Origin of the sequence: Paenibacillus allorhizosphaerae (assembly GCF_042659105.1) — a bacterium.
Taxonomy (GTDB): Bacteria; Bacillota; Bacilli; order Paenibacillales; family NBRC-103111; genus Paenibacillus_G; species Paenibacillus_G allorhizosphaerae.
This window is the reverse complement of record NZ_JBHSRV010000003.1, coordinates 58467-71761: the sequence shown is the minus strand read 5'-3', so window position 1 is coordinate 71761 and position 13295 is coordinate 58467. Positions and strand designations below refer to the sequence as shown.

At 46.3% G+C, this 13295-nt stretch carries 12 protein-coding genes and 1 pseudogene; 11 read left to right on the top strand and 2 right to left on the bottom strand.

The window, feature by feature from the left end:
- Window positions 1-363 (top strand): Gfo/Idh/MocA family protein, encoded by a 363-nt coding sequence (locus ACFQI7_RS13615; protein WP_230415387.1) that lies wholly within the window; start codon window positions 1-3, stop codon window positions 361-363.
- The gene (locus tag ACFQI7_RS13610; RefSeq protein WP_230415389.1) at window positions 360-1064 is read left to right on the top strand and encodes a Gfo/Idh/MocA family protein; all 705 of its coding nucleotides are present in this window, start codon (window positions 360-362) and stop codon (window positions 1062-1064) included. The genes ACFQI7_RS13615 and ACFQI7_RS13610 overlap by 4 nt, the downstream gene beginning before the upstream one ends.
- A 255-nt stretch (window positions 1065-1319) precedes the next feature.
- Here the strand turns inward: ACFQI7_RS13610 and ACFQI7_RS13605 are convergent, their stop codons facing one another.
- Window positions 1320-2156, bottom strand: a complete 837-nt coding sequence (locus tag ACFQI7_RS13605) for an RMD1 family protein (protein ID WP_218101498.1) — start codon at window positions 2154-2156, stop codon at window positions 1320-1322.
- Window positions 2157-2487: 331 nt separating this feature from the next.
- Here ACFQI7_RS13605 and ACFQI7_RS13600 point away from each other — a divergent pair.
- The 5 genes and pseudogenes from ACFQI7_RS13600 to ACFQI7_RS13580 form a co-directional block, all read left to right on the top strand.
- Window positions 2488-2979 (top strand): annotated as a pseudogene (locus tag ACFQI7_RS13600) (spore germination protein); the annotation flags it as partial.
- Window positions 2980-3670: 691 nt separating this feature from the next.
- On the top strand, window positions 3671-4639 hold the full coding sequence (locus ACFQI7_RS13595) for a glycoside hydrolase family 43 protein (RefSeq protein ID WP_218101499.1): 969 nt from the start codon (window positions 3671-3673) through the stop codon (window positions 4637-4639).
- 113 nt (window positions 4640-4752) lie between these two features.
- Window positions 4753-6330, top strand: a complete 1578-nt coding sequence (locus tag ACFQI7_RS13590) for a LamG-like jellyroll fold domain-containing protein (protein ID WP_218101500.1) — start codon at window positions 4753-4755, stop codon at window positions 6328-6330.
- A gap of 37 nt (window positions 6331-6367) precedes the next feature.
- Window positions 6368-7681, top strand: a complete 1314-nt coding sequence (locus ACFQI7_RS13585) for an ABC transporter substrate-binding protein (RefSeq protein ID WP_218101501.1) — start codon at window positions 6368-6370, stop codon at window positions 7679-7681.
- Between the two features lie 113 nt (window positions 7682-7794).
- Complete coding sequence (locus ACFQI7_RS13580) at window positions 7795-8724, top strand: ArsR/SmtB family transcription factor (protein WP_218101502.1); 930 nt, start codon at window positions 7795-7797, stop codon at window positions 8722-8724.
- A 362-nt stretch (window positions 8725-9086) separates the two neighbouring features.
- Here ACFQI7_RS13580 and ACFQI7_RS13575 read toward each other — a convergent pair whose 3' ends face one another.
- Entirely contained in the window at window positions 9087-10646 is a 1560-nt protein-coding gene (locus tag ACFQI7_RS13575; RefSeq protein WP_218101503.1) for an FAD-dependent oxidoreductase, read from the bottom strand.
- A 295-nt stretch (window positions 10647-10941) separates the two neighbouring features.
- Between ACFQI7_RS13575 and ACFQI7_RS13570 the strand changes: the two genes are divergently transcribed.
- The 4 genes from ACFQI7_RS13570 to ACFQI7_RS13555 all read left to right on the top strand — a co-directional run bounded on the left by ACFQI7_RS13570 (window position 10942) and on the right by ACFQI7_RS13555 (window position 13254).
- Entirely contained in the window at window positions 10942-11778 is an 837-nt protein-coding gene (locus ACFQI7_RS13570; RefSeq protein ID WP_268966848.1) for a response regulator, read from the top strand.
- 5 nt (window positions 11779-11783) lie between these two features.
- Window positions 11784-11927: a hypothetical protein gene (locus tag ACFQI7_RS13565; protein ID WP_218101504.1), complete on the top strand. Its 144-nt coding sequence runs from the start codon at window positions 11784-11786 to the stop codon at window positions 11925-11927.
- Between the two features lie 170 nt (window positions 11928-12097).
- Complete coding sequence (locus ACFQI7_RS13560; protein WP_218101505.1) at window positions 12098-12430, top strand: hypothetical protein; 333 nt, start codon at window positions 12098-12100, stop codon at window positions 12428-12430.
- A 146-nt stretch (window positions 12431-12576) separates the two neighbouring features.
- Complete coding sequence (locus tag ACFQI7_RS13555; RefSeq protein ID WP_218101506.1) at window positions 12577-13254, top strand: Crp/Fnr family transcriptional regulator; 678 nt, start codon at window positions 12577-12579, stop codon at window positions 13252-13254.
- Window positions 13255-13295 lie beyond the last annotated feature (41 nt).

The window sequence follows — 13295 nt, the reverse complement described above, 5'->3', positions numbered from 1 at the left end:
ATGAAAAGCAAGTTGAAGCTCGGCATTGTAGGAACGGGGAATATTTTTAAGTCGGCGCATCTGAAGCCGTTGTTGGAGCATCCGGAGGTGGAGATCGTCGCCGTTTGCGATACGAATGAACAAAAAGCTGCGAAAATCGCAGAGGAACACGGAATTCCGTACGTCTTCTCAGACCACCGGAACTTGTTGCAAATGGAAGAAATCGACGCGATCGATATATGTACGCCGAACCTGTATCACTCGGAGATTTCCATTGCGTCACTAAAGGCAGGCAAGCACGTGTTTTGCGAAAAGCCGGACGCGGTCAGTCCCGAAGAGGCGCAAAAGATGGCGGATGCCGCCAGAGATAGCAGAAAACGATGATGACCATGAGAAATAACCGCTTTACGCAAGCTGCGCAATATTTGAAAAACTATATCTCGGAAGGGCATATGGGAGAAGTGTATACCGGCCGTTGCGGCTGGATTCGCCGAAGAGGAATTCCGGGGAAAGGCGGATGGTTTACGACGAAAGAGCTATCCGGAGGCGGTCCTCTGATCGATTTGGGCGTACACATGATTGACCTTTCCGTATGGCTAATGGGCAATCCAAAGCCTGTCGCCGTCTCTGGCGCCACCTACACCAAGTTCGCCAATAATGAAATCTCCGATTCCGTACACAGTGGGTTCGGTGAAAAGCAAGCAGGCGGCACGTTTGACGTTGAAGACTTGGCGATCGGTTTTATTCGCTTCGAGAACGGTGCAACCTTACAAATCGAGTTCAGTTGGGCCTCAAATATCGGCGAAGAGATGAACTTCGTGGAGCTGAGAGGAACAAAAGCGGGATCCAGCATTAAGAAAGGCGATCTCCGGATATTTACCGAGATGGCGGGCCAGCTGACCGACATTTCACCTGTTATGGGCAAAAAACCGGTAGATGCGCATGGAGCTCACTTAAGACATTTTATCGATGTCGTTCAGCTGCGTGCAGAACCTATCCTTACGCCGGAGCACGGGGTGGATATGATCAAAATCCTTAATGCGCTATATCAATCCGCCGAATTAGGAAGAGAAGTGAGGCTGTAGCCATCCGCTGCTTCAAGATTTTTGTTTTTTGATCTTGTGATTAAGCTAAACATTCCTGTATAGCCTAAGAAATGGGTTTTTTAAAGAAGATGGAGTAATAAGGCAGCCGGTCAGAGATGATCTGCTGCCTATTTCTCAATTAACCGGCAGCTTTACCTGCGTTAAACCAGCTAATATCTTGTCTAGCTTTTTCAAAGAAGCTTGAAAGATTATACTTATACTTGTATATGCCAAATAACTCTCCAAACGGGCATGTTATGAAAACCGAACCGCAAACTCTATAAGAGTTAGAATAACCTCTACGACAATCAGAAAAACGATAATCCATTCAACGAACAATCCGCGGATGGAATGACTCATGTTAGTGATGCCCTCCATAATGTGATACAGAATGTCCGTCTTGCTCTTCAATACTTTGTATCGATCGTTTAATTCGAAAAACTCCATCATTTTGTCGTGAAATTCGCTTGCCGAGCTATTTGTCCACGTAATATCCGGTTTATCCAGAATCATTATGTACGCTAGCGTATTGTACTCGTGGCGTACGATTTTGGCGGTCGTTTTCGCCAGTTCCTTGTTGCCGACCCGAAGCTTCCCTCTCTCTAATCGGTCGATCATCGTTTCGAGGCTGTCCTGAATTTTGCCAAGCTGCTCCTCAATCTTCTCAAGCGCTACAGATTTGGCGAGCACTGTCGATATCAAATCCGGATAATAATCTTCATAGGTAGGAACTACAACATATTCATCAGTCAATTCGACCGTATCGGTGTCGCCGATCTGAAGACTGTAGTCATCCGTATAGTTTTCTATCTGCTGAAGGTCAATCTCCGGCTCGAACGTTTGCAAATATTTTAGAAAGCTGGTTATTTCATGATCGTTGGAATGATTGATGAACACAAGGCTGCCAAAGGAAAAAATAAGCACCTGCTGCGCTTCGTTCACATCCTTATGGAGAATCGACCGAAGTATATCCCCTCTCAGAATTAACGGCTGCTCCCATGTATATTTTTTAGGAATGCCACAATCGATAGCTACTTTGTTCAGATCGATTTCATTCGTGATCGCAATGGCTTTAAAGGTAATTTCCCTCATGTAGATCCTCTTTTCCGCGAATTGGCCTCTCCCTTTTATATATTCTTACCAAAACAGGTTTAAACCGTGCTTTTGGACAAATAAATAACGGCTGCTTCCGAAGCCGGCTTGAGGAATAATTGTGAGAGCGCAGGAAGTATAAAAACAAATTGATTTGAGAATAAATGCCTGTATAACGGGAGGGGAGCAGAATGTTCTTTTGGAATCGATTCCGTAGACAAACGAATGCGATGAAACGTACCGGCATCGCGCAGCCGATTAAGAACATAGGCAAAAATCCCCTAAATCCGAATATAAGGATCAACCTAGAACGGATCAGACAGAAGTCGGAAACAGCCCGGATGTCATAATCAGGGAGTTTGAGGTCGGCAACCCGCTCGTTCGAGTTGCGGCGGTGTATACGGTCGGTCGTCTTTCGGATACGAATATTGTCAACGATTTTATGATACGTTCCCTGATGTTGGACAACACTGAAGAAACTTTCGGTAAAACGATGTTTGATTTCATTAAAGATAACGCGCTGGCTATCGGCGAAGTTAAGGTCATCAGTGAGTGGAACGGATTAATATTATCCATTTTATCCGGGGATACGGTAATCTTGGTTAACGGATCGGTGGAAGCGGTTAGCGGAAGCACGCGCGGCGGGGAAGTAAGACAAGTAACTGAGCCTTCCTCCCAAGTGGTCATTCGCGGTCCCAAAGACGGTTTTACCGAGTCTATCGCAGTGAATGTTTCGCTTGTCCGCCGTCGGATTAAGAATCCGAATCTATGGCTGGAAACGATGACCATCGGCAACAACTGGTACTGCCTGCCGGACTCGTAGTGTTACTGTCATCACTCATGATCGCAATGAGCTTTTCAGAGCATATCGAGGAAGGGAAAGTGTTTTTAAAAAATTACTTAACTCTATTTTGTATCGTCTTTCCAGTAATGCTTTTCGGAATTCATCTGATTCGTAAACGATTCGGGCTTTATCGTCATCCGCTTTCCACAAATGTAGAGGATTGATGCTATTTTTTTTTGGTGGGAGACGCGTTCGGCGGCTGTGACGGAGTCCGATCGGCGTTTTTCATTTTGAACAACGGAGTGAACACTGAAATGAACAGAAGACACAACATCCCATAAATAATAATATATTCCGCAAGGGACATGGCCGCAAAAGAATGTCGGATCACACTCAAAGACATCGAAAGGTTCATTCCCTTAATAAGATCGACCATAACGGCAAGGGACATATTCAAAAAAAACATGAGGAAAAAAATTAGTATGATTTTCATTTCATCACCTCTGCCGTATTTACCCAATATATATTGTTTCCAACGAAAGGAAGACATAACCGGGTAATGCGAGGCGATTCGACGGGGATAATATGAACTTTATTTGGAGTTTTTTCCTACGGGGGCTTTTAAATCGATAATAGTTCATGTAAAATAGAACATAAATAACAATTATTAAGGTAATGTCTTTTTTTATGTTTGTTAAAAATATCTTAATAGTGAGGAGAGAAATCATTCGTGACCTCTAAACCTGCTTATTACAAAAATCCGCTTCCCATTCAAAAAATTGGGGATCCATACATTTTGAGAGCATCCAACGGAAAATATTACTGTTTTCCGACGTCGGCGGTCGAGCAAGGCTTCAAAGCATGGTCTTCAGACGATCTAGTTTATTGGAAGGAAGAAGGATTTGTATACGAAAAAAACGAACGATCCTGGGGATACAAGCAATTTTGGGCGCCCGAGGTAGTAGAACGTAATGGAAAGTTTTACATGTACTATACAGCCCGATGGAAAGAAAAAGACAGTCTGCGGATCGGTGTTGCTATCGCGGATCGGCCCGAGGGCCCGTATATCGATGTGTACGATCATCCGCTTTTCGATTTTGGCTATGCGGCGATCGATGCTCATATTTTATTCGACGATGACGGCAAGATATATATGTACTACTCCAGGGATTGCTCGGAAAATATCGTGAAAGGCCGCCATGAAAGCCATTTATATGGCATCGAATTGGGAAGTGACATGATCACTGTTACTGGAGACGCCGTTTGCTTAACGAAACCGGATCAGGAGTGGGAGATGAAATCTCTCGATCGAGGTTACTTATGGAATGAAGGTCCTTTCGTGCTGAAAAGAAACGGTATCTATTATTTGACTTATTCCGCCAACCATTTCGGCGGGCGTCATTACTCTGTCGGCTATGCCGTATCTGAGATGCCATTAGGGCCGTTTAGCAAATATGAAAGTAACCCTGTCCTTGAGAGCAACTGCGATGAAATATCCGGTCCGGGCCACCATAGCATTATTGCTTCGCCGGATGGTACGGAGTTATTCATCATTTATCATACCCACACGGATCCGGAAAAGGGTGGCGGCAACCGCCAAGTGTGCATGGATCGGATGGGATTCCGGGAAGACGGCAGCATCTATGTGGTGGGACCGACGATTACCGAACAGCCGGTTCCTTCGAAGGATCGAGTGTAGTAGCGCCTATACATGCCGATTAGTTCATGAAATAATAAATATTAACACATAAATATAAAGTATTAAGATAAACAATGGCGGTGATGAAGTATGAAATAGGGGGGGCCAGTCGAATGTTGAGACATAGATGGTTTATTTTTGCTTTGCCTTTTTTCGCTATCGTTTTTATTGTATTGTGCTTTACTATCTACAACGACAGCTGGAAAGCCGTTCACGTGAAAGGTGACGATCCGCAGATGAAAGAAATCGACAGGAGCCCCGCATATTTGATGGCTTACTTTCGCTCGGGGCCGAATCAAACGCAAATGGATTTGAGGCTGCATTACGCTTTCAGCCGCGACGGACTTCATTGGTACGAACTGAACGACAACAAAGCGGTCTGGAAGACTTCCGTCGGAGCTGGCGTTATTCGGGATCCTTTCATCGGCAAAGCTCCTGACGGTACGTATCATCTGGTGTATACGATGAATTCGTCTGCGGGATCCGCGCAACGGGGAAAACAACTCGGGTACGCCAGATCGAGAGATTTGATAACGTTTACAAGTCCCAAAGCATTGACTGTCATGGAGAGCTTCCCTAATTCAACTAACGTATGGGCGCCGGAATGGAATTGGGATGCCGCCGGTAACCGGTATATGATTCACTGGTCCTCTACCCTCGGGTCGGACAAAGCGGATAACAACCGGATATACAAATCTTATACAACAGATTGGGAAGCGTTTACACCCGCTGAATTGTTATTCGATCCGGGTTTTAGTGTCATCGACTCGCACATCAGATTTTATAACGACAAATACTACTTGTTCTTTAAGGACGAGAAAGAACGGCCGATGCGAAACCGGCTTGCCATATCGAATCTGCTTGATCGCGGATATGGCGATATGAGTTCGCACATCACTCCCAATGTGACAGAGGCGGCAGAAACATTGCAATTGTCAGGGCAGCAAAAGTGGTATCTCTATTACGATTATTGGGCCGACGGTAAATTCGGCGTAAAAGAATCAAGCGATATGATCCACTGGTCGCCGGAGCTGCCGAAGAGTTCATTCCGTTTTCCTTATCAAGCCCGGCATGCCACTTTCTTGCCTATATCGGAAGAAGAATTATTTCGACTAATACAACGTTTTTCTGTGGCGGCCCGCTACCCTATGGACGAAGCCGGACCGCTGCAATTCGGCGGAAAGCAAGACGGGGTTCCTTTTGCGGACAAAAGCTCTGGTATAGGCTCTATGCGTGATCCGTTTGCACTCCGAACGGTATCACTGCGAGTAAACCCGAAGGGAATACAAAAGACACAATTGTTGTACGACGAAGGAGGGGTGAACGGCGGTCTAGCCATCAAGCTTGAGGATGGACGGGTAAAAGCGGCAGTAGCGGAAGGAGGAGCGCGGACGACCGTATCTGCCGAGCTCACGAAAACCGGTTCATGGTACCATGTGGCAGTCGTTTTTGCCGAAGGTGACTTCAGGCTTTATATCGACGGAAAATTATTGAATCAAACGACAGCAAGCTTCAAGCAGGTCGGTACTCATGATGATCGGGGAGGTTTGGGTAGACGTTTCTCCGAAGATGCATTCGGGGACCAAGGAGATGGAGCGTATTTTGAAGGTTTGATGGACGAAATCGCCATTTACAATACACCATTGCAGGATGCGGATGTACGGTACTTCTTCCATCATCCGGGCAACTAACTTGAAGTGTCAAAACAAAAAGGGGAAGGTGTACAAAATGAAAAAGAGATGGTTGGCAGTTCTATGTTCTGCGCTAATGGTGGTGTCGGCGGCATGCAGTTCTTCCGGAACGAAATCGGGAGACGCACCGGGGGATAAATCGGATGCCTTTGTCATAAAAGACCCGGTAACATTGAGAGTGTTAATCGAAATACCGGGAATGACCGACGATGAATGGAATAAGTATTTTACGGATCCAGTACAAAAGAAGTATCCCCAAATCTCATTCGAGATTTTGAGGCCTACACAGGGTCAAACTTTAAACGACCTGGTAGCCGCAGGCAATATCCCCGATTTGATATACGGAGGGCCGCCGCAACGCGAAAGGGTCGATATGCAAATTCCGCTCGACCTGAGAGAGCAGCTCAAGAAGCACGATATCGACATTTCGAAAATAAATCCGAACATCATGGATTCGATCAAGCAGCTTGGCGACAATGGCGAGCTTTATGGGTTGCCGTTTACACAAAACGCTTTCGCCCTCTGGTACAACAAAGGGATTTTCGATAAATTCGGCGTTCCGTATCCGACGGACGGAATGACCTGGGACCAAGCGGCCGAACTGGCTAAGAAAGTATCCCGTTTGGAAGGCGGAGTCAACTATCTCGGACTGTATGTCACTCATGGAGGGGTAACGACGTTTGCTTCTCCACTTTCAATCGAAATGGTAGATAAGAAGACGCAGCAGGCTCTCGTTCCGGACATTTGGAAAACCATTTTCGAAAGAGCGATGAAGATCTACGATATTCCGAACAACAAACCGAAAGTTGTGGGACTCGACACGATCAATGCATTTATTAAGGACCAGAATATTGCCATGGCTGCCTATTATTCCATCGGCATGTTTAGTTTCCTGCCGCAAGCGAAAGGATTGGATTGGGATGTGGTTCAGCTTCCGTCCCATCCGGAAGCGCCGAATAAGTATCTTCAGGCAGACTACCATCAATTCCTTGTCAGCAGAACGAGCAAGCACATCGATGCCGCGATGGAGGTGCTCAAGATTGCACTATCCGATGAGGTTCAGACGATCGCCACGCGCAGTGGGAAGCTGACGGTGTTGAAAAACGCCCAGATTTTGGATCAGTTTGCCGCCGATCAAGAATTTGCGAAAGGGAAAAACATCAAAGGAATTTTCAAGAGCGAACCATCTACACTGATCCCGCAATCGAAGTATAACGGTCCGGTGGACGCAGCGATCAGGAAAGCTTTCGTTTCCGTATTTGAGGGGAAAACGGATATCAACACGGCTTTAAGAACAGCGAAAGAAGAGGCCGACAAAAATATCGCCAATATCAAGCTGGGAGAAAAGTGAGGCCGATACGACGGCTGCTTCTGTTCAAGTCGACTGATGGGGGCGCTTATGATAAAATGAAACTAAAACCTAAAATGATGAAATAAATTGCCGCTCTGAGAGGATTTGAACAGATGTCGCGTGTATTGTCTATCACGGTCGATGAATTGCTGGAAATAGCAAAAGCGTTAGCTTCCGAAATCAGGATCGACATATTCAAGGAAATACAGAAAAGAAAAGTCAATGTCAACGAAATTGCGGAAATGTTCAATCTGCCGCCGTCGACTGCTACCGTGAATATCAAAAAGCTGGAGGACGCCAAATTGATCCGGACGGAATTGGTTCCCGGCCTCAGAGGGGCGCAAAAAATATGCTCCGCTCAATACGATCGGCTGGTCATACATCTTGGCACCATTCCGGAGGCGGAAGATACGAACTTTTGCCATATCAATATGCCTGTCGGTCACTATGTCGATTGCGAAGTTCGCCCAACCTGCGGGTTAGCCGCGGAAACCGGCGTTATTGGCTTCTTCGATAATCCGCGCAGTTTTTATGAACCGGACAAGGTGAATGCCCAACTGCTCTGGTTCAGGCAGGGCTTTGTCGAGTATATGTTTCCGAACCGGCTTCCGTACGACTGCGAGCTGACCGGAATCGAGCTGTCTATGGAGCTATGCTCCGAGGCTCCGCTGCACAATCCGGATTGGCCGTCGGATATTACGGTATGGATCAACGGGATGGAGATCGGGACATGGATGAGCCCGGGGGATTTCGGCGGCGAGCGGGGGCACCTGACTCCGGCATGGTGGGAGACGCAGGATTCGCAGTTCGGGATGCTGAAGAAATGGAAAGTAACCGAGGGAGGCTCCTTCATCGACGGCACAAGAGTATCGAATTTGAGGGTTAACGAATTGGGGATTGATGGTAGTCACTCCTTTAAGGTGAGGATCGGCGTTAAGCCCGATGCCGTGAATCAGGGGGGGATCAATTTGTTCGGCCGCAAGTTCGGAAACTACGACCAGGATATTTTACTAAGGATGGACTACAAGCCGAGAAGTTCATAACGTCTTATTACGGGGCTTGTCGGCCAAGCCTCTTTTTTACGGCTATTGATTTAACAATTATTAAATATAATTAATTAATAATGAATTATTTAGTGCACATTATATGTGGACACCCGTTTTCTAGAGACGGGAATGTCCATTTTTTTGTGGATGAGCAATCGAAAAGAAAATATAGATAACGAGAGTTCTAGGCTGGCATTGATACCGGCCCGGAGTAGCGTATTCAAAAACAGTCATTGGAGCAGTAAATATTGGACACAGACTCTATATCAGATTACCCCCGACGTATCTGCAGGGCGGGGGTAATCTGAAATGATTTGTAAATTAAAAGTTTCACTCCAATCTTGCGTCCTTGCTAACTGTCAAGCCTTGGCCCATTCCAATATCTGATTGTCCTCAACCAATCGTTTACGCAGTTGGTCGTAATCTAGGTTCTGCACGGGCACGTCAGCTTTGAGCGCTAAGGCAGCTGCAGTTGCGGCGGATTGACCTAGTATCATAAATACGGGCTCCATCCGGATCGAACCATAAGCGATATGGGAGGAAGAGAGGCAGATAGGCACAATGAGATTGACGCACTCTTCTTCCTTCGGTACGATAGATCGGTAGGAAATCGGATAGGGTCGGGTAGGCGGGATTTCTACATTCCCTTCATTCACGCATTGCCCTCCCAAGACGATTCGCCGACAATTGTGGGAATCCATCGTATAAGCAGCCAGCCCAATCGGGTCGGAAACGCTTTGGAAGCCGCGACAGTGGCCCTCGTTCATGACGACATCCGAAACCATTCGTCTTGCTTCGCGGATATAGAGCTGTGGCGTCCAATGTCCAAAGGCCATGTATTCGTCTGCAGGCAATCCCCACTGACGCACCTCTTCCCGAATCGCTTCAGGCACACGATCATCATTACTTAGAAAATAAAGCATGCCCAAATTGTATTGCAAGTGATCCCGAAATATCTCCTCGCGTCGGGCATAGCTTCCTTCCGGCCATTCATAGTTCATTCCGATATGATCGGTAGAAACCGCCCCTTTATTATTGAGATCGGTCTTGCCCTTTGGCATCTTTGTGTGCAGCCGAAGCGCATCCCAAATGCCGGCCTGGATATACCGCGCAAGAAGTGTGAATTTGTCGGGGTCATAATTCGGCGGTGCCGGAAAAGGGATCCTGTTCTCAGGTACATTCGTCAAACAAATTCGGAAGTTGTATGCCTGTACGGAACGATCCCCTTCCCCCTGTACGCCAGGAGCAGCATCGGAAACCCCATAGAGCAAGCCGCTGTCAGGTTTCCCAGGGATGACGTAGGGGTCGATAAACGCGTTGAAACGATGATGAGGACTCCCGAACTGGATCCCGTTCAATGTTTCCTTATAGACGGAATTCGCTTCCCGGCCGACGTGATAAGATACGCCGGCGGCTGCCAGTAAATCTCCCTCGTACGTTGCATCGATAAACATGCCAGCCTCGTAAATATTGCCATTCTCCGTGACAAGGCGAATGATTTTTCCGTTCTTTTTCTCCAAACGCTCTAATCGCTGCCCAAAATGAACCTCGATGCCATACTGTTCAATCCAGTTCAGATATACGGCTTCCGCAACGGACGGCTCGAATGTCCACTGGGTTCCGTCTCCCTCCGTCGTACCGTAATGCCGGCCAAGCGCTTGATAAAACTCCCGAGAAATACCGCCAATGGCTGCTTTGTTTCCGATATCCGTAGCGCCAAGTCCTCCTGTAGTAAGTCCGCCCACACGCTCACCGAACTCCGTGACGACCACCTTTAAGCCCATGCGGATTGCCTGAATGGCTGCGGCGATTCCGGCAGAGCTTGCACCATAAATACACAAATCCGTACGATTGACAGTGGGAGTGGCGGTTGATGCAGATGGCCCCTCGTAGTACTTGATTTTGCTGAAATTCACCATTTATAACACCTCTTTTTGTGTTGTTTACTTTAGTAACGTTAAGTATAGTTAAAGAGAAGTTCCTTTGTTAGTTCCATTTTTGTTTCATTTTTAAATGATGAATTCTCGTATAAGTGCTTATATCAATAGAAATAAGGGTTCAAGCTTGTTCCTCTCTCAGCATCCGTAACAAAATTATATAGAATACAACCAGTTATTCATGATTTCCCCTATATTTCATATGTAGCACATCCTTATATACTTATTAGTAAAGTAAGCTGAGTTGCAAGGGAGTCATGCCACTATGTAGAAGCTTCTGGTAGTTGATGACGAGCCGACTGTTCGATACGGCTTACGTAATTATATGAATTGGGAAAAATACGGCATCGAGTTCTCAGGGGAGGCGGATGACGGAGACACGGCTCTGGAAGCGATCGAGCAATTCATGCCGGATATCGTGCTCACAGACGTCCGCATGCCCAATATGGATGGGATTACGCTTTCACAGGAGATTCGGAGCCGTTATCCGCATATTAAGATTGTGTTCGTAAGCGGCCATGATGATGCAGAGTATATGAAATCCGCGATGAAAGTAAGCGCTGTCGACTATATATTCAAACCGGTGAACCTGCAAGAACTGTGTTCTGTCATCGAACGCGTAGTTGCCGATCTCCATGCGGAGTCTACGGAACGCAGGATGATGCAGGACATGCAGGTGAAGCTGAAGGAGAGTATGCCGCTCCTTCGGGAGAAGTTCCTGATGTCGCTGATCAGCGACAAAGTTTCACAGCCGGAAAGAATTCGGGAGAGAATGGACTTCCTTGGTTTGCAACTGCTTCGAGCGGCCTCATTTTGGGTCATTGTCATCTCCGTAGATAATCTTGCTGATATTCGGGAAACGAGATCAGAACAAGATTGGCAGCTGCTGTGTTACGCGGTGCAGCACGTATGTCAGGAGCTCGCGGATCATTATTTAAACGGATTTATCTTCGAGTACCGTGGAGAGTTTGTTGGAATTTTGTATGTGGACACCGGTAAGGTGTCGGTCGAGGAAAATAGTCACAATAGGAGCGCGATCGATAATTCGGAAGAGCGGCTGTTCTTACTCGCAAGCGATATTTGGCTGAGTATTCCAAAAATAACGCATCTCTGAGAACGATGGCGAATGACCAAACGGTCAAATTCATCTCTGATGGGGAACCGCTCACAGGTTTGGATGCCTTTATTGCAAAGTTCAAAGCAGCCGGCGGGGATGCGAGCGTGAAGGAAGTTAACGATTGGTATACGGCGAAGAAGAAGTAAGAATGTCCTCGCTGGTTACGCGCGACGAATTACTTCGTTTTGCAAGCCAGTCATCGCTGACATTAGTTCAAAAGTACAACACACCGCATCATACCGGTGAGCTCCTATGAAGGGATGATACACACCAGCGTATTTAAATGTCAACAATCGGGAAAGTTGGAGGTTTGCATATGATAAAAATGTATAATAAGGCTGTACTTTTGTTACTCATTTTCTCTGTCGTTACGATGGGCTGCAGCAAGGGAAAAGAGACTGCACCAAAGGCCGAAGAAAGCGGGAGTAAAGAACCCATTAATTTAACCCTATATCTCGGACAGCCCGGTATCTTTGATTTCGAAAGTACGGGTGTAACGGAGGCCATCAAAAAGAAATTCCCTCACATTACCCTCGACATCATTTTAAGAGGGAAAAATAAGGACTATAAAGATCTCATTGCTACAGGTGTACTTCCGGACATCATCTACGATTCAGCCAGCTTTACGGTGAGCAATTCTTTTCGATGAAAGGACTTTTTTTGCGGTTGTTCATCACTTTAATAAAAAAACTTCATTTTGTCGTCTAGACGACTGTTTTATTTGTTTGAAGTTTTCTATAATACCTATAAGTTAAGTGTGAATTAAAAGATTTCTTGCAATGAGGTGACAACAGCATGTCAAATGAACAGTCTCCCTCACCAACGGACCCGATAAAGGAAAAAGGTAATCATGAGCAGTTAATATTAGCCGAGCTATTTGAAGAATATGGGGTTTCGCAACATTATAAAAAAAATGAAATTATTTTCAGAGAGGATGAGGAAAGCCAGTATATTTATTTTGTTAGGTCCGGACTTGTTAAAATCTCGCAATCGGCGCAGGAAGGTCACGGCATTACTCTGTTTTTACGCAGTACGGGTGAAGTGTTCGGTGCGGCAGAGGTACTGACTGGCCAACACAGGCAAAGATTCGCGCGATGTATACTGAACAGCGAAGTGCTACTCCTGCCCGCAGACCATTTTAGGAGTTTGTTGCAAAGCCGGCCGGATGTGCTTTATGCACTAACCGTTTCCAACGCAAGGCGGCTGCTATCTACCCAAAGGTATGTCGAAACGCTCGTCTCCAGACCCGTCGCTTGGAGGCTCGCTTATTTCCTGAACCAGATCGGAGAGTGGAAGCACAACGAAATTCATGTCAGGCTACCGCTGAGTCATGAAGAAATGTCCTACATTATCGGATGCAGCAGACAGACAATAACCGAGACATTGAACAAATGGAAGGAGCAGAATCTTATTCAATACGAAAAGAAACGGGTGATCATTTACGATTGCGAAAATTTCATGTCTAAGCACTAATTCAGAATACACATCAAGGGGGGAATCAAGACATGATCGAA

Bases quoted from the DNA above. Each gene is read 5' to 3' on its own strand.
- ACFQI7_RS13615 (WP_230415387.1), top strand. From the start codon at position 1: ATGAAAAGCAAGTTGAAGCTCGGCATTGTAGGAACGGGGAATATTTTT.
- ACFQI7_RS13610 (WP_230415389.1), top strand. From the start codon at position 360: ATGATGACCATGAGAAATAACCGCTTTACGCAAGCTGCGCAATATTTG.
- ACFQI7_RS13605 (WP_218101498.1), bottom strand. From the start codon at position 2,156: ATGAGGGAAATTACCTTTAAAGCCATTGCGATCACGAATGAAATCGAT.
- ACFQI7_RS13590 (WP_218101500.1), top strand. From the start codon at position 4,753: ATGTTGAGACATAGATGGTTTATTTTTGCTTTGCCTTTTTTCGCTATC.
- ACFQI7_RS13585 (WP_218101501.1), top strand. From the start codon at position 6,368: ATGAAAAAGAGATGGTTGGCAGTTCTATGTTCTGCGCTAATGGTGGTG.
- ACFQI7_RS13580 (WP_218101502.1), top strand. From the start codon at position 7,795: ATGTCGCGTGTATTGTCTATCACGGTCGATGAATTGCTGGAAATAGCA.
- ACFQI7_RS13575 (WP_218101503.1), bottom strand. From the start codon at position 10,646: ATGGTGAATTTCAGCAAAATCAAGTACTACGAGGGGCCATCTGCATCA.
- ACFQI7_RS13565 (WP_218101504.1), top strand. From the start codon at position 11,784: ATGGCGAATGACCAAACGGTCAAATTCATCTCTGATGGGGAACCGCTC.
- ACFQI7_RS13560 (WP_218101505.1), top strand. From the start codon at position 12,098: ATGATAAAAATGTATAATAAGGCTGTACTTTTGTTACTCATTTTCTCT.
- ACFQI7_RS13555 (WP_218101506.1), top strand. From the start codon at position 12,577: ATGTCAAATGAACAGTCTCCCTCACCAACGGACCCGATAAAGGAAAAA.